Origin of the sequence: Pseudoalteromonas sp. SR41-1, assembly GCF_014164015.1 — a bacterium.
Lineage (GTDB): Bacteria > Pseudomonadota > Gammaproteobacteria > Enterobacterales > Alteromonadaceae > Pseudoalteromonas > Pseudoalteromonas distincta.
Window position 1 is genome coordinate 68769 of record NZ_JACJEK010000008.1, and the last position, 21363, is coordinate 90131.

The following is a 21363-nucleotide window of genomic DNA, read 5'->3' on the forward strand; positions in this document are numbered from 1 at the left end:
ACCTACTGTTTTAATAAAGGGAGGATTTTATTTACTTTATCGTAAGTTTCTTGATATTCCAATTCGACTTTAGAATCAGCTACTATTCCGCCGCCTGCCCAGCAGTAAATTTGCGCTTTGTGGCACACCAAGGTACGAATAGTGATACTCGTATCCATATTTCCACATGCACTTAAATAACCAATTGAACCACAATAAATGCTGCGGCGATGTGGTTCTAGTTCTTCAATTATTTCCATCGCTCTAATTTTGGGCGCACCGGTGATTGAGCCACCCGGAAAAGCCGCTTTTAACTGATCGACCGCTGTTTTGCCTTCATCAAGTTCTGAGGTTACCGTGCTTACTAAATGATGCACTGCCGGAAAGCTTTCAATAGCAAAAAGGGAAGGGACGTGGACGCTGCCAGGTTTTGCCACTTTGCCTAAGTCGTTACGCAGTAAATCAACAATCATTACGTTTTCAGCGCGATCTTTAGCTGATGCTGCGAGTATTTGGGCTTGGCGTTGATCCTCCAGCGCATCCGCTTTTCGCGGCAGAGTGCCTTTAATAGGTTTGGTTTCTACAACGTTATTATTTACAGATATAAAGCGCTCAGGGGAAATTGATAAAATTGCCCCTTGAGGGTGATTTATAAAGCTCGAAAATGGCGCTTTATTTGCCTCACGCAATTTAATATAAGCCGCCCAAGGGGAGCCTTCAAACTGAGCGTTAAAGCGCTGCGCTAAATTAATTTGGTAACAATCGCCACTTTTTAGATACTCCTCAATTTGGGCAAACTTTGCAGCGTATTGCGTTTCGCTCATATTTGATTGCCAGTCGCTGTTTAGGGCAAAGGACTGCGTATTAACTTGGGAGTTAGCGTGTGTATTTAAGTATTGCTCATAAAGCGCTAATCGATCGGTGTTTGGCTGCGATACATAAAACCAGCTTTGTTGCTGCTTGTCGTAAATAAGGGCATCTAAGTAAAGGCCAATAGCCATTTGGGGAAGATTAATATCTTCAATAGCACGAGTGGGGATGTTTTCAATTGTACGCCCTAAGTCGTAGCCAAAGTAGCCAAGCCAGCCGCCGTTAAAGGGTAAATCGTAATCGGCTTTTGTTTTAGCAAGATGCGAAAGCTCATTATTCATAATTTCAAAGCAGTTATCACTACTTTCTATATTATTTAAAAAGCTTTTATTATTTTTTACTTCAAGGGTACTTTGCGGCTCAATAGCAACAATATCAAAACGGCTGTTTATATGATTACTATTTGCAGAATCTAATAGAATTGCATAAGGCAAATGTGAAAAATGCGCAAAAACGTCAATGCAGTTTTGTGTTATGCCTAATTTAATACAATTTTTTTTATTGTTTAGCATTTACTGCCCCTTTAAGAACTGGCTCGAAACGGGCTGGGAGGGTATCATAAGTCAAATTTTTTGGCAGCACTAAGCTGCAAAAAACAGTGCAAACCACCGTCACCGGTTTGATTTAGATTACGCGACAACGCGTAACGGTAACTTAAGGAACCACTATGAGTACAATTTGTCAGCAAGACTTTATTGATAGCATTGAAGATGCATTGCAATATATTTCGTTCTATCACCCACTTGATTTTGTTCAAGCACTCGAAAAAGCGTACAACAAAGAACAAAGTAAAGCGGCTAAAGACGCCATTGCACAAATTTTAATTAACTCACGCATGTCGGCTGAAGGCAAGCGTCCACTTTGCCAAGACACCGGTATTATTACCTGTTTTGTTAAAGTAGGTATGGATGTTAAGTGGGATAAAACAGATTTAACCGTTCAACAAATGGTTGATGAAGGTACTCGTCGTGCATATTTGAATCCAGATAACCCTTTACGTGCATCTATTGTTGCAGACCCTGCTGGTACGCGTAAAAATACTAAAGATAATACGCCTTCGGTTGTGCATATTGATTTAGTAGCGGGTGGAAAAGTAGAAGTAATGGTTGCGGCTAAAGGCGGCGGCTCTGAAAACAAAAGTAAAATGGTTATGTTAAACCCGTCAGATGATGTTGCTGCATGGGTAGAAAAAACACTACCAACAATGGGTGCTGGTTGGTGTCCGCCAGGCATGCTAGGTATAGGTATTGGTGGTACGGCTGAAAAAGCAGCAGTAATGGCTAAAGAGTCGTTAATGGATCCGGTTGATATTCACGAGTTAATAGAACGCGGCGCAGAAACAACTGAAGAAAAACTGCGTTTAGAAATTTTTGACCGTGCTAATAAATTAGGTATTGGTGCACAAGGTTTAGGCGGTTTAACAACGGTTGTTGATGTTAAAATTAAAACAGCACCAACGCATGCAGCTTCAAAACCTGTAGTAATGATCCCAAATTGTGCGGCAACTCGCCATGTACATTTTACGCTTGACGGTTCTGGCCCTGCTAATTTAAAAGCACCTAAACTAGAAGATTGGCCACAAGTAACATTTGAAGTGGGCGAAGGCACACGTCGTGTTGATTTAAATACACTGACTAAAAAAGATGTTCAAGAATGGAAAATGGGTGAAACCGTTTTACTTTCGGGCACTATTTTAACAGGTCGTGATGCAGCGCATAAACGTTTGCAAGATATGATCAACTCAGGTGAAGGTTTACCTGAGGGCGTAGACTTTGATAATAAATTTATTTATTACGTGGGCCCTGTGGATGCGGTACGCGATGAAGCAGTAGGTCCTGCTGGCCCTACAACAGCCACTCGCATGGATAAATTTACCGATATGATGCTAGAAAAAACAGGCATTGTAGGCATGATTGGCAAAGCTGAACGTGGCCCTGCAACGGTTGAGTCTATTAAAGAGCATAAATCTGTTTATTTGATGGCTGTAGGCGGCGCAGCTTACTTAGTATCTAAAGCGATTAAAAAAGCGCGTGTTGTAGCTTTTGAAGATTTAGGTATGGAAGCTATTTACGAATTTGAAGTAGAAGATATGCCAGTGACTGTTGCAGTAGACAGTGTAGGCGCCAATGCGCATACACAAGGCCCTGCTATCTGGAAAGCTAAAATTGAAGAGCTTGATAGCAAGCTAAAATAACGTACGTTTTGTATTTTTAAAAAGCGAGCCTAGTGCTCGCTTTTTTGTTTTTTAAATAGAGTTATTAGCAAGTTTACAGCTCTGACCAGTTTGCGAAAAAGCTTACTTTTTACTGGAAACCTATAGGCAGCGGTACGTAGCGGCCAGGTAGCACTTGTATATTAAACTTTACATGCAACAATTGTATTACGTTCACGTAAACGTAAGTCGGTGTGGTTCTTATATTTATAGTATTTAAAACTTAAAAATGACGGTTTTGTAAATTTTTTATCTATATAAAAGTTTTAATTAGGTTATTTAATTTAAGCTTAATGTTTTCATTGGTTTTATCATCTGTGAGTATAGCGAACACGTATATGAAGTGATAAAGTCTCGGCAATTTCCAGCGCGCATACCCTCTCACGGGTTAACTATTTCGGAGTATTTTAAGTGGCTGTGTTTAATCGAGTTGAATTTGATAACCATGAACAAGTGGTTTTTTGTTCTGATGAAGAGTCGGGTTTAAAAGCAATTATTGCTGTACATAATACCAACCTAGGTCCTGCAGTTGGCGGATGTAGAATGTGGGATTATGCAAACGACGAAGATGCTGTTTATGACGTGCTACGTTTATCAAAGGGCATGACTTATAAAAATGCAGTTGCGCGCTTACCCTTTGGTGGCGGTAAATCTGTAATTATAGGTAATGCGAAAGAAATTAAATCTGAGCAATTATTCCGTGCATTTGGTCGTCAATTAGAGCGATTAAATGGCAGCTATTACTCAGCAGAAGATGTAAACATCACATGTGCTGATGTAGCTATTATGAATAAAGAAACTAATTACGTACTGGGTCTTGAAGGTAAAAGCGGTAACCCATCGCCATTTACAGCATACGGTACTTTTTTAGGAATTAAAGCAGCGCTACAGCATCAACGTGGCCATCAAAATTTTGCAGGTGTGAAAGTGGCTGTTCAAGGTCTAGGTGCTGTTGCTTATGGTTTATGTAAACATTTACATGATGCGGGCGCTGAGTTGTTTGTAACTGATATTAACCAAGCTGCCATTGATCGTGTAGTAAGTGATTTTGGCGCAACTGCGGTTGGCATTGATGACATTTACGACTTAGATGTTGATGTTTATGCACCGTGTGCACTAGGCGCAACTATTAACGATTTAACTATACCGCGTTTAAAAGCGACTATTATTGCAGGCTGTGCTAATAATCAGCTGGCAGAATCTCGCCATGGTGAAGTTATTCGTGAAAAAGGCATTTTATATGCACCAGATTACGTAATTAACGCCGGTGGTATTATTAATGTTTATTACGAAACAGCGCCAGATGGTTACAGTGCAGCAGCGTCTAATAAACATGTTGAAGGTATTTTTAATACGTTAACTGAAATCTTTGCCCGTAGCGAAAAAGAGCAAAAATCAACGCATGTAATTGCTGACGAATTAGCGCAAGAGATCATTAAAAACGGTCTGTGATCTAAGTTCTAATTTATATAAGGGTGTGCAATTGCACACCTTTTGTTTATCTGTAAGTTAATGCAATTGTTACTGAACAGCGGTACACTTTATTTTTAATTTTGTGCGGCAAATTATGACTCCCTCAACTTCTCTCATGCAGCCTATCGATTTAGATAATTGGCCTAGAAAGCAACACTTTGAATTATTTAAACACTTTTCTCAGCCTTATTTTAATGTGTGTGTGCGTTTAGATGCTCAAGCACTTTACGACTATTGCAAAACCAATCAATTTTCTTTTTTTCAAGCATATGTATATTGCACCTTAAAAGCGTGCCATGAGTACGATTCAATAATGCTACGTATAATAGATAGTAAGCCATGGCTACTTAACAGTGTTCGCGCAAGTGTGGTTGAGTTGTCTGAAAACGATACGTTTGTTTTTAGTTATTTTAATAGCGCAAGCGATTTTAAAGAGTTTGCAAATCATGCAAGTGACGTAAGCAAAAAAGCGAAACAACAGCCGTTATTTTCTGATGCATTTGCCCAAACAGAAGGGCAGGCCGACTTAATTCATATATCTGTTTTGCCGTGGCTGAATTTTAGTGCGTTTTCGCATGCATTTAGTGAAGGGGAGAGTTTAGGCATTCCTAAATTTGTATTTGGTCAGTTTGATAAACACACAGGTACAATGCCTTTAGCTATCGATGTACACCACTCATTAATGGATGGTTTGCACGTAGCGAAATTTATAAACACATTGCAGGGTACATTTGACTCCTTTTGCAAAGGTTAACTTTAAACACGTCATTTAACGGCAGTGCAAGCAGTAATTAACCTGAACTCTGGATAATAAATCTATCTCAAGCAGCTATTTTTAGCGCTAACTGCGTTGAATTTACTTGCAATAGGCCCGCTATTGACGCGTAAATTCACCTTGTTTTCACTAAAAATCTCTGGCTAGAGAAAATAAATTTAAATATCACCATGATCCAATACATTAGTAAATCTCTTAACCAAAGTTCAGGTTAAGTAATCTATAAGCAATGCGATGTGAATTACTTTATATTCAAATACATAACCTTATATGCTTGAAAAGCACGTGTGCTGGACATATTTATATAGCATACCTTAGCTCAGGAAATCCCCATGATAAATGGACTGTTAATTGTTGTTTTAATTCTTTTTGTGGTGATTTTCTGGCGTTGGCCATCAATTCAAAACCGATTATGGCGCAGTAAATATAAAGACTTTGCTTTAAATTCACAGCAAAAAGATATTTTACTGCGTTGCATGCCCATCTATAAAAAAATGACCGACGCTGACAGAGAAAAGTTAGAGCGACATATTACGTGGTTTTTAAACGAAAAACGCTTTGTCGGTTGTGATGGCTTAAGGCTAACGTCTGCAATGAAGTTAATTGTAGCCGCCGATGCGTGTGTATTAGTGCTTAATAAACCGTGGCCGTTATATAGAAATGTAAAAGAAATTTTATTATACCCAAGTGCTTATTATGCTCCGCAATCAACTCGCGATAGTGCAGGACTTGTGAGTTACCACAATACGGTAAGACTAGGCGAGTCATGGCCTGGCGGCACACTTGTACTCAGTTGGCATGACGTGCTTGAGGGTAACCGCTTGCCAAGTGATGGACATAATTTAGTTTTTCATGAGTTTGCGCATCAACTCGATCAAGAAACAGGTAAAACAACGGGCACACCCATTTTAAAAAGCTCAGCAGATTACAAAGAGTGGGGCCGAGTATTTAGCCGTGCTTTCACCCAGTTAAAAAGTCACGTTGCTTATAGCATGCCGCATGTTATTCACAGCTATGGTGCGACTAACGAAGCTGAGTTTTTTGCTGTACTCACCGAAACCTTCCTCGAAAAACCCGCAGAGCTTCGCCGATACGATCCTGAAATTTACAGTATGTTAGTTAATTACTATCAATTTGACCCTATTGTTTGGCATTAAACCTACATAAACCGCGCTTTATCATATAACGCTGGCAAGTTGCGTTTGTTTTTGTTGCAATCATGTGAAATAGTTTTTACTGCAACAATAACAAGCGAGAAACGCATGAAAAAAATGCTTCATACAGTATTAGCATTGTCGGTGTCATTAGCGATAGGGCAGGTAAATGCCGCCGAAAAAGACGAACAAAAATGGCAAGTAGATTCACCTAAGGGGCAATTTGTTGACGCTGCAATTAGCGTTGAGCAAGGCACATGGATGAATATAGATGTTAGCCCTGATGGTAAAACCGTGGTGTTTGACTTACTTGGCGATATTTACACTATGCCAATGAGTGGTGGTACAGCTACAAAGCTCACCTCTGATATTGCATGGCAAATGCAACCTCGTTTTAGTCCTAGCGGCAAAAGTATTGCGTTTACCTCCGATCAAGGTGGTGGCGATAACATTTGGATAATGGACTTAAATGGCGAAAACCAACACGCTGTTACCGATGAAACCTTTAGATTACTAAATAGCCCTGCATGGAGTCCTGATGGCGACTACTTAGTTGCGCGTAAACACTTTACAGCTAGCCGCTCATTGGGAGCAGGTGAAGTGTGGTTGTATCACAAAGCGGGTGGCAAGGGCGTACAGCTTACAAAACGCGAGAACGATCAAAAAGATTTAGGTGAGCCAATGTTTTCACCTGATGGTCGTTATGTATACTTTTCGCATGATGCAACACCCGGTAAAACCTTTCATTATTCAAAGGATTCTGTAGCGGGCATTTATAAAATTAAGCGCTACGACCGTGAAACGGGTGAAATTGAAACCATAATCGATACGATGGGCGGTGCTATTAGGCCTACACCGTCACCTGATGGAAAAAAACTGGCTTATATAAAGCGTGATGATTTTCAAACTAGTCTTTATTTATATGACTTAACCAGCGGTGAGCACACTAAGCTTTACGATAAGCTTGAGCGAGATATGCAAGAAACATGGGCTATTCATGGTGTATACCCAACCATTGCATGGACACCAGATAACGAAGAACTGGTATTTTGGGCTGGTGGCACAATTCACAAGCTAGATGTTGCAGAGAAATCTGTTAAAACCATTCCTTTTAAAGTGCAAACAAGTAAAAAAATTCAAAAAGCGGTGCGCTTTACACAAAACTTAGATACTGATGAGTTTGATGTAAAAATGCTGCGTAATGTGCAAGTAAGCCCAGATGGCGAAACGGCAATTTTTGAAGCGCTTGGACATATTTATAAACGTGATTTAGAGTCGGGTAAAATTAAGCGTTTAACAAAGCAAACTGATCATTACGAATTATTTCCACAGTACTCTCGCGATGGTAAAAAAATAGTTTACACCACATGGGATGATAACAAACAAGGGTCAGTGAGAGTTGTGTCTGCGCGCAGTGGTCGTGGTGATACAGTTACTAAAGAGCCTGGCAAGTACGTAGAGCCAACGTTTAGCCCAGATGGTAAAACGGTTGTTTATCGAAAAGCCACTGGCGGCAGTATTTTAAACCCTAAGTGGTCACTTAATCCGGGGGTTTATAGCGTAAGCGAAAAAGGCGGTAAAAGTGAGCTTATTTCAAAAAGTGGTTATCAACCACAATTTGGAGATGCAAACGATCGCGTTTTTATAATGAGTCCTTGGCCAAAACCAACGCTTAGCGTAGTTGAGCTTGAAAGTAAAAAAGTTCGCAAACTGTACGAGTCAGAACATGCGACAGAATTTAGAGTATCACCAGATGGGCAATACCTCGCTTTTGCTGAGCGATTTAAAGTATTTGTAACGCCGTTTGTTCAAAGTGGTAAAACAATTAATATTGGGCCTAAAGACAGTCAATTTCCAATAGAGCAGTTATCGGTACGTGCTGGTGAAAACATTAGCTGGAGTGCTAAGAGCAACAAACTTTATTGGACATTAGGGCCTGAGCTTTATCATGCAAGCCTTGAGGGGATGTTTGCCATTAACAAAGCCGAAGATGCCGACTTTAAAGTGAAAAGTGGCGATAATATCGGTTTCAGTAAAAAAATGGCAGAGCCTAAAGGCATGATTGCGCTCACTGGTGCAAAAATTATTACTATGGACGGCGAAAAGGTTATTGAAAATGGTGTTATTATCACCGATGGCAAGCATATCAAAGCAATTGGTACAGCCAGCGAGATAAGCATCCCTAAAGGTGCTGAGGTTATTGATGTAACAGGCAAAACAATTATGCCTGGTATTGTTGATGCTCATGCACATGGCTCGCAAGCAAGTGACGAAATTATACCTGAGCAAAACTGGAAAAACTTTGCAGGTTTAGCGCTAGGTGTAACTACAATTCACGATCCATCAAACGATACCTCTGAAATATTTACCGCAAGCGAAATGCAAAAGGCAGGCATGATTGTCGGCCCGCGTATTTTCTCAACGGGTACTATTTTATATGGCGCAAATATGCCAGGTTATACGTCGCATATTGACTCGTTAGACGATGCTAAATTTCATTTAGAGCGCCTTAAAAAAGTAGGGGCGTTTAGTGTTAAATCGTATAACCAGCCACGCCGAGAGCAGCGCCAACAAGTTATTGAAGCAGGCCGTGAACTTGAAATGATGGTTGTCCCTGAAGGTGGCTCATTATTACAACATAACTTAAGTATGATTGTAGATGGACACACAGGTATTGAGCATTCAATCCCTGTAGAGAACATATACGACGATATAAAGCAGTTATGGTCGCAAAGTGATGTTGGTTACACACCAACACTTGTAGTGGCTTATGGTGGCATTTGGGGTGAGAACTACTGGTACGATAAAACTGATGTGTGGAATCACCCGCGTTTAAGTAAATTTGTGCCTAAAAATCAATTATTACCACGCTCTATGCGCCGCATTAAAGCGCCCGATCATCACTATAATCACTTTAATAACGCACGCGTTGCTGCTGAGCTGCAAGACCTAGGTGTATTAGTTAACTTAGGTGCGCACGGTCAGCGTGAAGGCTTAGGTGCACACTGGGAGATGTGGATGTTTGCACAAGGCGGAATGACACCGCTTGAGGCAATACGTGCATCGACACTCGATCCGGCTAAGTATTTAGGGCTTGATAAAAACGTAGGCTCGCTTGAAGTGGGTAAACTGGCTGATTTAATGGTTATAGATGGTGATCCGCTTAAAAATATTCGAGATTCGGATAAAGTAGATTACACCATGATCAATGGTCGATTATTTAATGCAGAGACAATGAATGAAGTGGGTAAAAAAGAGCGCGAACCACTTTATTTTGAAAAACTGTAATTTATTTTAAACTTTTTAAAGCGGCTACATAGCCGCTTTTTTTAGCCTTACACAACTTATAAAGCTTTATGTTTTTGGCAAATAACGGATATAAAAAAACCGCTTAACGCGGTTTCTTTTAAAAATCATAAATGTTGATTAAACAACACCGCGCGGTAAGCGACAGTCATGATCTTTACGAGCTAAAATTACAATCCAAAGTTCTTCCGCTGTGTAACCTTCTTCATTTTCGGTAACAACAGTGAATGGCGCTTTTTTCTGTGCTTTAACAGGAGCAGCTGCTTTTGGTTTTTTCGTTTTAGTTGTTTTACCAGAGTTTAATTTTTTAGTAAGCTCTGCTACGTCAGCTAGGCGTAAATTTTTACCGCCATCAATGCTGTACCAACCAGGTTTGGTTGTGATTTGAGGTTTTTTACCATTGGCAGTTTCGTACGCTGCTTCAAAGGCAGATAACACTTCTGTTTTGTCTAGTTTGCTCATCAGAGACCCTATACGTTGTGAACACAGATAAAGAAGAGGTATTTATACCTATTTTAAAACAGTTTTTCAATTTTTTGCGATTTTCCTTCCATTTTAGGCCTATAAACGCCAAAATTTGCACAAAATTCAGTGCTAAGTAAGGTAAGTTGTATGCAACGTAGAGAATTTAACCAACTCCTAAATGACATTTTGAAACCTCATTTAATAAAAGATTTTTGCCCAAATGGCTTACAGGTCGAAGGTAAAAACGAAATTAAAAAAATTGTGACGGGTGTAACCGCAAGTCAAGCTTTAATAGAAGCTGCCATTGAGCAACAAGCAGATGCTATTTTGGTTCATCATGGTTTTTTTTGGAAAGGGGAATCCCAACCAATAACGGGTATGAAAAAGCGTCGCATAGGCGCACTACTAGCAAACGATATTAATTTATTCGGCTATCACTTACCACTCGATATTCATCCAGCAGTTGGCAATAACGCACAACTTGCAAAGTTATTAGATATTGATATTGAAACAGGGCTAGAGCCAACTTCAAATAGCGTAGCAATGAAAGGGCGTTTAAAAACACCATTAAGTGGTGAAGATTTTGCAGATAAAATTGCAAAAGTGCTTAATCGAACCCCGCTCACAAGCTTAGTACGTTCAGCTAAAATAGAAACCATTGCACTGTGTACTGGTGGCGGGCAAGGATATATTGATTTAGCAGCAGATCAAGGCATTGATGCTTATTTAACGGGTGAAGCATCGGAGCAGACAATTCATAGTTCTCGTGAGCAAAACATTGATTTTTTTGCAGCTGGGCATCATGCAACAGAGCGCTATGGTGTAAAAGCACTAGGTGAGTTACTTGCTCAAGAGCATGGTTTTGATGTCACATTTATAGACATAGATAACCCAGTTTAATTAGGCTATATAAGTTACAGCGCCTCTGGATCTATCCAGCGGCGCAAACTTATCCATATATTTCCTACTACTTCGTGACTGTATTGCGTAACCACAAGTAAAGCATGAGCATTGGGAATAAACTGCTTGCTCCATGGAAGTGCAGCAAAATTATGATAATCAGTGGCTGCGGTTATGACTTCAATACCTTGAGCATTGAATAAGTCTTTGGCACGGGGCATGTGCAGTACAGATGTTACTAGTGCAACTTTAAAGTCGACTAATTTTGATGCCAGTAATTTAGCTTCTTCACCTGTATCCATTGCTTTTGGATTTTGGAAAATACGGCTCTTATTAACGCCTAAACTAATTGCCGTTTGATACATAAGCCCGCTATTAGTGGTATTTTTATAACCCCCGCCTGAAACTATAAGCTCTGCATTAGGGTAGTGTTTCGCCAGTTTTACACCTTCTACCAAGCGCGTTAGCGCACAATTACCTAATTGATTATTTGAACTTAAAGCCGAATTTGGGTTTATATCGCAACCTAGTACAACTATTTTGTCTATTTTTGGATGCTTTAGAGTATTAAATGCAAGCGACGCAGGTTCATTATTTTGGATAATTAAATTGGCGATAAAGGGTGTGCTCAATGCAAGTAATACAATTAAGCTTAAAGTAGATAAGAAGAGAGCTGATTTGCGGCCTTTAAATGCCAGTAGGAGCATCAGGCACGCAAATAAACCAAATAGAGGCAGTGGCATAAGTAAACCACCAATCATTTTTTTAATAACAAACATAAGAGTTAAACGCTGTAGAGTTAATTACAGCGATATTACTTATTATATTGATGATTATCGACCGTTATTTAGCTTACATGTATTTAAAAAGTGACGATAAACAGGGTTATCTTTCATGTCTTTTTTCATCGCTAAATACATAGGACGAGTAAGGCCAAGAGCGCCCAGAGGAATTGATTTAATTAAGCCTTGGCTTTCATAAGGTGTAACTAGCCAATCAGGTAAAGCGGCAACGCCCATGCCGGCACTTACTAGTTGAAAAATAAGTAATCCTTGGTCAACCGTTTTTAATGTACCGTCAAAACGTGCATTTTGAATGAAATGCTTAAATATATCTTGGCGTTCTCGCGGGATAGGGTATGAAATAATAGTTTCGTTTTTTAAATCAAGCGCTGTTACATACGCTTTTTTAGCAAGTTCATGATCCGGTGCCACAATAAGCTTCAATTTAAAATCAAATAAGTGCGCGTATTCTAATGTGTCGGGTTCGCGTATGTCAGACGTTAAAACTAAATCGAGCTCATCGCTTAGTAAGTCAGGAATAGCGTCGTAACTAAAGCCACGTTCATAATCAATTTTTATATCAGGCCAAAAGTTATTAAATTCTTTAATAGTAGGTAATAACCAATGAAAACATGCATGGCATTCCACGCTCAAACGTAGTTGAGAAATAGGCTGGTTTAAGCTTTCTTTTAAACGACATTTAGTCGCTTCCATTTTTGGCAATATTTCGTGAGCTAATTCAAGTAATAGCATTCCCTGAGGGGTAAAGCGGACTGGTTGAGTTTTACGCTCAAATAATTGGCAATCCAATTTATTCTCTAAATCTTTGATTTGATGAGATAAAGCAGACTGTGTCAAAAATAACTCTCGTGCTGTATTAACCAAAGATCCTGTTTCTTTTAGGGTTGCTATGGTTTTTAAATGTTTAATACCAATCATCTTTAAAAATTCTCATGGGAAAAGTGAGTTCAGCTCAGATTAATTACATACTACGCCTATATAAAAAACGTTTCAACGTCTAGATGGCTAAAGTTATGCGTTTTATTGCAGTTTATCGCTATGAATCGTGAAAATATTAGAGTTAGTAATGATAAAAGTCATTTGAAAACTGGTTTGATGAGTTTTAGATGAGTTTGCTTCATGTTGTATTTTAAATATAACGATTGCTGTGCGTTTTAGCTCAGCGTGAGTTTTAACCATGCTGATAACGGTATGAGGTGAGGTTTGTTGAATGCTTACTTTAGATTGTGCTTTAAAAAATAGAGTCGTTTTGCCTTATAGCTTAAGTTTAGCTCAATGGGAGAGTATATGCGTAATACCTAAGCCAGCGACCTACTCGCTGGCTCTTTTTATAAGGGTTTATTAATTAGTAATATGGCTTCTTTGGCAGTGACAGGTTTTGATTTTAAAAAACCTTGACCATAGTCGCACGCGGTGGATTGCAAAATAGTTAATTGCTCAACTGTTTCTATTCCTTCAGCTACAACTTCAAGTTTTAATGATTGCGCAAGTGATAAAATGGCTTCAACAAGTGGGTTAGTAGAATCCTGTAGATGGTCAATAAAGCTTTTATCTATTTTTAAAATATGAATAGGCAGTTGGTGCAAGTAGCCTAGTGCTGAATAACCTGTTCCAAAATCATCAAGACATAATTTTACTTTTAAAGGTGAAAGACCTTCAATTATTTGAGTGGCGAGTTCTAGATTTTCTATTAAGCCAGATTCGGTAATTTCTAAGCATAAAGAACCAAGAGGTAATTGGTACTTATTATAAATGGAATGTATTTGCGCTACAAAATCGAGGCATGCAAAGTGTCGTGACGATACATTAACGGTGACTTTTAAAAAGCGATGGCCTTGTTGGTGCCAATTTGAAATATGCTGGGCCGCCAAATCAAGTAAATGTAAATCAAGATTTATAATTTGCCCTGTAGTTTCAGCTATCGGTATAAAGTCATTAGGGGGTACAAACCCTTTTGTAGGGTGATGCCAACGAACAAGTGCTTCAAAGCCGATAACTTCACTGGTAGTAATGGTGAAAATTGGTTGAAAATAAAGTTCAAACTCGTTGTGTTCAATACCGTGTTGTAAGTCGTTTTCTATATCGGCATGGGTTTTAAGTTTTTTACGCATCGTGTTATTAAAAAACTTTACCTGACCACGTCCGGTTGACTTAGCTTCATACATAGCGGCATCGGCTTGTTGCAGTAATATATAAGCTTCGTCGTTTACGTTATCTGTATAGGCAACCCCAATACTCGTTGATGCTTGGAGTAAGTGGTTATCTATATTTAAAGGTTTTGATAATGCGTTTTTAATGCGGTTTAAAGCTTCATTAACTTGGTTTTTATGCGTGATGTTTTCCATAAAAATTGCAAATTCATCGCCGCCTAAACGTGCAAATGTATCCGTACTTCGTACTGTACCTTTAATCAAGTCGCATATTTTTATAAGGAAGTGGTCCCCAACTTCATGCCCGAGCGAATCATTAATACTTTTAAAACGGTCAAAGTCTAGATACAACAGGGCATGGCTAGTACTCTTTTTAGCACGCGTTAAACGTAAAATAGCATGTTTTATACGTTCAATAAGTAGTGAGCGGTTAGCTAGGCCTGTAAGCTCGTCATGTAATGCTTTGTGCTCAAGTTCTTGGCGGGCTAATTGCCTATCAATTGCCATACTTATTTGGCGACTTACATACGTTAGAAGAGCACTATCGTGTTCGTTGTAATGCAGTGTTTTATCGTAGCTTTGTACAACGATAACCCCGCTTATACGATCACTTGTTTGAAATGGAACACCTAACCAAGACTCAGATTGCCGACCTACCATTTTAAAATCACCGTTATTAATATGACTTTGAAAGGCATCTTTGTTAAGTAATAGGGTTTGCTCTGTTTTTAGAAGGTAATATGAAGCGGTATCTTTAAGTTGTTCTTTAGATATTTTTTGATGAGTTTTAGTGTTTATGCCTTCTTCGACTATGTAAACGAGGTCAAGTATATCTACTTTTTTGTCGTATAGAGCGATAAAAAAGTTATCGGCTCGAAGTAAGTTATTTATGATTGAATGCAAGGCTTTAAAAAATGTATCTAGGTCATTCGCTTTGTAAGTTAGGTTAGCTATTTGTAATAAGCTGTTTTCTAATTTTTGTGCATTGTTGAGTTGCTCAACTGTTTTTTGTAAGTTGTTTACTGTATTAACCTGGTTAATCTTGGCACTGAGTAAGTGAGCAACTGTTGTAAGAATTTCAAGGTGTGCATTGGTAAAATAACCTTTGATTGGGTGCTCACAATCAATAACACCTAAAACTTGTTCTTTATATATAAGGGGAACACATAGTTCTGATTGAGCAGGGCGTTCATCAGCGATATAACGGCTGTCTTTCGTTACATCGTTAATAATTACCGCTTTTCCGGTCGTTGCAACTGCGCCCGTTATACCTTCACTAAAACGTATTATTTTACGTTCCGCTTGATATTTGTCCCGCGCGTGTGCAATACCCATTGATGCAACTTGGTTTAATGTATTTGCATTATTGTCAGCTAGATATATGACACAATCAACAAACCCTAAGCGATTTACAACGTGCGTTGTAACATACTCAAACAATTCTTCTAATGTATCGAGTTGCAATAGGCTAGATGAAAATTGATTAATGATACTTAGTTGATCAGTTTTTATCTCAAGCGCTCTAGTAGCATCGGTTTTATAAGACATAGGCAATTTATATTGTTCTTTTTATTTTTAAATTCGCAGTTAAGTTAACCTAATCTTGGGTTTTTGTACAAATTAAAGCGATGAGTGGTTTCAATACACTGTAAAGTTTTAATATAGCGAGTTTTAATTAATCATAAATCATTACAATAAGCTAATAACATTGAATTTGCTCATTGTGCTTTAAATAGTACCTCAGTAATTTTATCCATATAAAAACTTTATTTTTAATAAAATCTTTACTCGAAAACATCATATGCCTATGATCGGATAAATTCAGCCGTGGAACAAAGTAATGACAAGTAATAATACAAACTCTGTAACAACCCTTACTATCACTCGCCCTGATGACTGGCATGTACATTTACGTGATGGTGACCAGTTAAAAGACACTGTACGCGATATTAGCAGATACATGGGCCGCGCTATTGTTATGCCAAACCTTGTTCCGCCAGCAACGTGCACAGATACGGCATTGTCGTACAGAGAACGCATTATGTCTGCAAATCCACAAGGCAACTTTGAGCCATTAATGGTTTTGTATCTCACGGATAAAACTACACCAGATGAAATAATAAAAGCTAAAGCGACAGGTAAAATAGTAGCAGCTAAGCTTTACCCTGCTGGCGCTACCACTAATTCTGACTCGGGTGTTACATCAGTAAAAAATATTTATCCAGCTTTAAAGGCAATGCAAGAAGTAGGCATGTTGCTGTTAGTGCATGGGGAAGTGACAGATTCGTCGATTGATATTTTTGACCGTGAAAAAGTATTTCTGGATACAATTTTAGGAGATGTAGTAAATGACTTTCCTGAGCTTAAAATTGTACTCGAGCATATTACGACTAAAGATGCAGTAGAGTTTGTAGTTAATGCACCTAGCAATGTAGCGGCAACAATTACAGCGCATCACTTGCTTTATAACCGCAATCATATGTTAGCGGGTGGAATTCGCCCACATTATTACTGTTTGCCAATTCTCAAGCGTAACATTCACCAGCAAGCATTAATGGCTGCAGCAATAAGTGGAAATAAAAAATTCTTCTTAGGAACTGACTCTGCACCACATTATAAAGATAAAAAAGAAGCAGCTTGTGGGTGTGCTGGTGCATACACGGCTCATGCCGCTATTGAATTATATGCTGAAGCATTTGAGGATGCAGGAGCTTTGGACATGCTTGAAGGGTTTGCAAGCCACTTTGGCCCTGATTTTTACGAATTGCCGCGTAATACAGATACAATTACATTACAAAGAAAGCCGTGGAAAGTACCTGCAAGTTATACATTGGGCGACTCTGAAGTTGTGCCTATAAAGGCTGAAAATACAATGGATTGGTCTGTCGAATAACCAATAATATATTTAAATCTAAAGCCGCTTAATTTTTAATGCGGCTTTTTTGTTTGTGCTTTTGATATTATTGAAGCGTAATTCGACGACAGGGTGGTTGTAGGTGGCTTTTGATCTCGCTTACAGCAATAAATATTACAATAATACTTATAGCTTTTTGCTTGTAAATTAGTCAGTTAAAGGCGATTTAAAACAAATTTATATTTTTAAGAAATAATTCCTAATTAATAGAGCGAAAAAAAATATAATGTGTTAATCTTACCTTGCTTTGAGTTTTTATGTATTGAATTTACGGATATTGTGCTGCGTTTAAGGTTACCGGTTAGGTTATTACTTGTTCCTGTACTGTACCTCCATATTTTTGAGCATTGACTCAGGGAGGATATTGCCATAATAATATGGCTGAATTTTAATTATTGACTTACAGGAAAATTTAGTATGTCGGTTACTGGTAAAGTAAAGTTTTTCAACGAAGCTAAAGGCTTTGGTTTCATTGAACAAGAAAATGGTCCTGACGTGTTTGTACATTTCAGCGCAATCACTGGTTCTGGTTTTCGCACTCTTAGCGAAGGTCAAGCAGTGACATTCAGCATCAAACAAGGTCAAAAAGGCCCTGAAGCTGAGAACGTAGAAGCAGCATAATTTATTATGTGAACTCTAGTTCATCTTGGTGAAGCAGGTTTCTGTTTCACCATAATTCCCCTTCCTTAAATCTATTTATTTCATACCTCAAATTCTCCTTTTTTTAAACTTAAAAAACTACTCAAACATTCTATCTTTGCAAAGCTAAACAACTAATAATCTAACGGACAAAACAATCCTCTAATACTTTTAAAAACCATTCATAAGAATTTATTCAATGGGCCCGATACCAGCTTAAATAAAATCGATGCTCAATATCAATCCATGCAAATTCTGTTTCAAGCTTACTCTGTGTGACGAAGGCTACTCATTGAGAAGGGCTTCTAGGTGCTTCTATTACTTTATTATGTGAACGTAAAGCTTCATTTATAGTGTATTACTAATAAAGTAGGGTAACTCTTCATGATTAACTTAGTTACTGAATTAACCTTAACGTTAAAATAGTATTAAAGAATACTTTAAAGCGGTAAATACAACCTGTTTAATTATCAAAAGCTTTTATGCTGATAAAAGAAATGCATTGTTGAGTTTATTATTACTATTTATGGAAAAACACGTTTTAAAATAGCTTTAAAAGTAACGTGTATAAAGCGTGAGTATCCGATATTAAATATTATCCAGTGTTGTTTTTTTGTGCGACAAATGGTTTGTTTTTTCAGATGAAGTGTAACTGAGGTGATAAAACACGATAAAATCGTGTAAAAAATAACTTTTGTTATATCAATTTATATTTTTTTTAGTTTTTTTTCAGTGCGAATTCAGCTTTAGCTAAATGTTGCAATAATGTTGTTTTATGTCAGTGCAATGCGAATAAATACACCCCTTAAAAGGCTTTAATAGAAATATTAAGAAAAAGCTTCGTTGCAATAATGTTAACTGTTGTGGGCTGGTACTTTCGTTTAAGCATTAACTTAGCTATTTATTTACTGAGATTAGTAAACATCAAGTTGACAGCGCTAATTGCATTTAGCATTATTGGAAGGTTGATATCTATTAAAAGATATCAGGGTTGTTCTCCTCGGAGGATAATTAAATTATAAAAGTAACATTACTTAATTGGTTGGGAACTATGTCTGTTAAAATCAGAAAGAGTCTTGTAGCAACTGCGTTGGTTGGCGCATTTGCATTTGCAAGCAGCAATGTGATTGCAGATCCTTTGAATGACGTGCAAAAAGCAGGTCAACAAATTCAAAAGGCTGCGGTTAAGTCTCAAACTAAAATTGACAATGTATATGGTCAAACTCAGGAGCTAATCGCTGAGTACCGTAGCGTTGTTGATGAGACTGAACTTATGAAAGTGTATAACGATCACGTGTCGCGCTTGGTTGATAGCCAAAACGCTTCAATTGAATCGTTTGATCGTCAAATCGCGACTATTGATAACACTAAACAAAACGTTGTGCCTTTGATGTATCGCATGATCGATACGCTTGAGCAATTCATCAAAGCGGACGTTCCATTTAATCTTGAAACGCGTTTAGGACGTGTTGAAAGACTACGTGAGATCATGGTTTCTGCGTCTGTAACGACGTCTGAAAAATTCCGTCAAGTACTTGAAGCTTACACTATTGAAACAGCATACAGCTCTCTTGTATCTGCTTCACAAGGTACTCTAGAAGTTGATGGTAAAAGCATTAACGTTGATATCGGTCAGTTAGGTCGTATCACTTACGTTGCTCAGTCTTTTGACTTGAAACATGCTTGGGTGTGGGATAACAACACTAAACAGTGGAAAGCATTAGGCGAAGAATACCTAAAACCTGTTAAAGAAGTTATTCGTATGGCGCGTAAGCAAGCGACATTAGAACTTGTTAAACTACCTATCTTTGGCGCGGAGTAATCAATAATGAAGAAACTATTTAAAGGTTTTGCTGTTGCAGCAGTACTAACTGTTTCTGCAGGTACCGCGCTTAATGCACATGCAAATACTGGAGCTCTAGATAAAATTCTTGAGCAAGTAAAGCAAGAGCGTATCTCTGAAGGTAAAATCAATAAGCAACGTGAGCAAGAGTTCTTATCAGAACGTGCTGACAAGCAAGCATTACTTAACAAAGCTAAAAGCCAACTTGCTTCTGAGAAGTCTCGTGGTGAAAGCTTAGCTAAGCAATATGCACAAAACGAAAATACGCTAGCTGAAAAAGAAGCAGCTCTTCAAAGTGCCCAAGGTACTTTAGGTGAGATGTTTGGTGTTGTACGTCGTGCAGCTCAAGATGCTATCGGTTCTATCGAAGCATCACTAGTAAGTGCTGAAAAACCAGGTCGTGCTGAAATCTTACGTTCGTTAGCAGCTGCTAAAGAACTTCCTACAGTTCGCGAACTTGAAGAACTTTGGATTTCACTTCAAACTGAAATGACAGAATCAGCTAAAGTTTCAACTTTTGAAACTGAAGTTGCTGGTCTTGACGGTAACCCGTCAATGAAAAAAGTAACACGTATCGGTAACTTTAACTTAGTTACAGACGATGGTTACTTAATTTATTCACCAGAGACTAAGTCTATCCAGCCTCTAGGTAAGCAACCAGACGGTTATATCTTAGACGGTATCACGGCTCTAGAAAATACATCACCAGATAACTACGCTGGTGTTTACATAGATCCGACTCGTGGTGCTATCTTACGTATCAACACTCAAAAAGCGACCCTTATGGAATACTTCCATCAAGGTGGCGTAGTTGGTTATATCATCACGGCTTTACTTGGCCTAGGTATGCTAATTACTCTAATCCGCTTTGTTGACCTTACACTTACTACTAGTAAGATTAAGAGCCAGCTTAAAAATGTTGCTACACCGAATACAAATAACCCACTGGGTCGTATTCTTAAAGTGTACCATGACAACAAGAACCAAGATGTTGAAAACCTTGAGCTTAAACTTGATGAAGCGATTCTACGTGAAACGCCACGCATTGAAGCTGGTATCAATATAATTAAGATTCTTGCTGCAATCGCACCGTTACTAGGTCTACTAGGTACAGTAATCGGTATGATCTTAACGTTCCAAACAATCACATTGTTCGGTACGGGTGATCCGAAGATCATGGCAGGTAACATCTCTCTAGCACTTGTAACTACAGCGCTAGGTCTAATTGCTGCATTACCACTAATTCTACTTCATGCTCTTGTAGCTGGTCGTAGTAAGTCGGTATTACACATCCTTGATGAGCAAAGCGCGGGTATCGTTGCTACTCACGCGGAGAAGGAGAAAGCCTAATGCTAGTCCTGATGGAGATATGGGAATCTATCAGGGATTTTGTTGGCACAGGCGGCCAGGTTTTATACGTGGTCGCGATAGCACTCTTTCTTATGTGGGTTTTAATGATTGAGCGCTATTGGTTCCTACTTGCAGAATTTCCTCGCACAGCGAAAGAAATTGTAGCAAAGTGGGATGCCCGCCAAGACACTACGTCTTGGTACGCACACAGAATCCGTGAAGCATGGATTTCTGAAGCGTCTGAAAAATTAGATCAGCGTATGTTGTTGATTAAGACATTAGTAGCTGTTTGTCCTTTAATAGGCTTACTTGGTACTGTTACTGGTATGATCTCGGTTTTTGAAACCATGGCCAACCAGGGTACGGGTAACGCACGTTTAATGGCATCAGGTATTTCAATGGCAACAATCCCAACAATGGCTGGAATGGTTGCGGCACTATCTGGAGTATTTTTTAGCTCACGTCTTGAGACAAAAGCTAAAATGGTGAAAGCCAAACTTATTGATAGTATGCCTCATCACTAGAGAGAG

Annotated in this window: 16 protein-coding genes; 11 read left to right on the forward strand and 5 right to left on the reverse strand. The window is 38.6% G+C overall.

Annotated elements, in window-relative coordinates; translation table 11 throughout:
- Nucleotides 1-2: 2 nt before the first annotated feature.
- Nucleotides 3-1361 carry an aminodeoxychorismate synthase component I gene (pabB, locus tag H5118_RS08740; RefSeq protein ID WP_182748521.1) on the reverse strand — a complete coding sequence of 453 codons (1359 nt, stop codon included), beginning with the start codon at nt 1359-1361 and terminating at the stop codon, nt 3-5.
- 155 nt (nt 1362-1516) lie between these two features.
- Here pabB and H5118_RS08745 point away from each other — a divergent pair, with 155 nt between their 5' ends.
- From H5118_RS08745 to H5118_RS08765, 5 genes are all read left to right on the forward strand, one after another.
- Complete coding sequence (locus H5118_RS08745) at nt 1517-3043, forward strand: fumarate hydratase (RefSeq protein ID WP_182748523.1); 1527 nt, start codon at nt 1517-1519, stop codon at nt 3041-3043.
- A gap of 429 nt (nt 3044-3472) precedes the next feature.
- Nucleotides 3473-4513, forward strand: coding sequence for a Glu/Leu/Phe/Val dehydrogenase (locus H5118_RS08750; protein ID WP_182748524.1), 1041 nt, complete (start codon nt 3473-3475; stop codon nt 4511-4513).
- A gap of 136 nt (nt 4514-4649) precedes the next feature.
- Complete coding sequence (locus H5118_RS08755; protein WP_182748636.1) at nt 4650-5288, forward strand: chloramphenicol acetyltransferase; 639 nt, start codon at nt 4650-4652, stop codon at nt 5286-5288.
- A 353-nt stretch (nt 5289-5641) separates the two neighbouring features.
- Nucleotides 5642-6466 (forward strand): M90 family metallopeptidase, encoded by an 825-nt coding sequence (locus H5118_RS08760; protein ID WP_002961680.1) that lies wholly within the window; start codon nt 5642-5644, stop codon nt 6464-6466.
- A gap of 105 nt (nt 6467-6571) precedes the next feature.
- Complete coding sequence (locus H5118_RS08765; RefSeq protein WP_182748526.1) at nt 6572-9751, forward strand: amidohydrolase family protein; 3180 nt, start codon at nt 6572-6574, stop codon at nt 9749-9751.
- Between the two features lie 138 nt (nt 9752-9889).
- Here H5118_RS08765 and H5118_RS08770 read toward each other — a convergent pair whose 3' ends face one another.
- Nucleotides 9890-10231 carry a hypothetical protein gene (locus H5118_RS08770; protein ID WP_182748528.1) on the reverse strand — a complete coding sequence of 114 codons (342 nt, stop codon included), beginning with the start codon at nt 10229-10231 and terminating at the stop codon, nt 9890-9892.
- A gap of 150 nt (nt 10232-10381) precedes the next feature.
- Between H5118_RS08770 and H5118_RS08775 the strand changes: the two genes are divergently transcribed.
- On the forward strand, nt 10382-11134 hold the full coding sequence (locus H5118_RS08775) for a Nif3-like dinuclear metal center hexameric protein (protein WP_182748530.1): 753 nt from the start codon (nt 10382-10384) through the stop codon (nt 11132-11134).
- Nucleotides 11135-11148: 14 nt separating this feature from the next.
- On the opposite strand, the gene H5118_RS08780 is transcribed toward H5118_RS08775, so the two are convergent.
- The 3 genes from H5118_RS08780 to H5118_RS08790 all read right to left on the reverse strand — a co-directional run bounded on the left by H5118_RS08780 (nt 11149) and on the right by H5118_RS08790 (nt 15635).
- Nucleotides 11149-11913, reverse strand: coding sequence for a YdcF family protein (locus H5118_RS08780; protein WP_182715829.1), 765 nt, complete (start codon nt 11911-11913; stop codon nt 11149-11151).
- Nucleotides 11914-11967: 54 nt separating this feature from the next.
- Complete coding sequence (locus H5118_RS08785; protein WP_002961689.1) at nt 11968-12855, reverse strand: LysR family transcriptional regulator; 888 nt, start codon at nt 12853-12855, stop codon at nt 11968-11970.
- 410 nt (nt 12856-13265) lie between these two features.
- The gene (locus H5118_RS08790; protein WP_182696419.1) at nt 13266-15635 is read right to left on the reverse strand and encodes an EAL domain-containing protein; all 2370 of its coding nucleotides are present in this window, start codon (nt 15633-15635) and stop codon (nt 13266-13268) included.
- A gap of 292 nt (nt 15636-15927) precedes the next feature.
- Between H5118_RS08790 and pyrC the strand changes: the two genes are divergently transcribed.
- The 5 genes from pyrC to H5118_RS08815 all read left to right on the forward strand — a co-directional run bounded on the left by pyrC (nt 15928) and on the right by H5118_RS08815 (nt 21357).
- On the forward strand, nt 15928-16980 hold the full coding sequence (gene pyrC, locus H5118_RS08795) for a dihydroorotase (RefSeq protein WP_182673530.1): 1053 nt from the start codon (nt 15928-15930) through the stop codon (nt 16978-16980).
- 438 nt (nt 16981-17418) lie between these two features.
- Nucleotides 17419-17622 carry a cold-shock protein gene (locus H5118_RS08800; protein WP_002961702.1) on the forward strand — a complete coding sequence of 68 codons (204 nt, stop codon included), beginning with the start codon at nt 17419-17421 and terminating at the stop codon, nt 17620-17622.
- Nucleotides 17623-18691: 1069 nt separating this feature from the next.
- Nucleotides 18692-19462 (forward strand): DUF3450 domain-containing protein, encoded by a 771-nt coding sequence (locus tag H5118_RS08805; protein ID WP_165742764.1) that lies wholly within the window; start codon nt 18692-18694, stop codon nt 19460-19462.
- A gap of 6 nt (nt 19463-19468) precedes the next feature.
- Complete coding sequence (locus H5118_RS08810; RefSeq protein ID WP_002961707.1) at nt 19469-20833, forward strand: MotA/TolQ/ExbB proton channel family protein; 1365 nt, start codon at nt 19469-19471, stop codon at nt 20831-20833.
- Complete coding sequence (locus H5118_RS08815; protein WP_002961709.1) at nt 20833-21357, forward strand: MotA/TolQ/ExbB proton channel family protein; 525 nt, start codon at nt 20833-20835, stop codon at nt 21355-21357. Before H5118_RS08810 ends, H5118_RS08815 begins: the two co-directional genes overlap by 1 nt.
- Nucleotides 21358-21363: the final 6 nt, after the last annotated feature.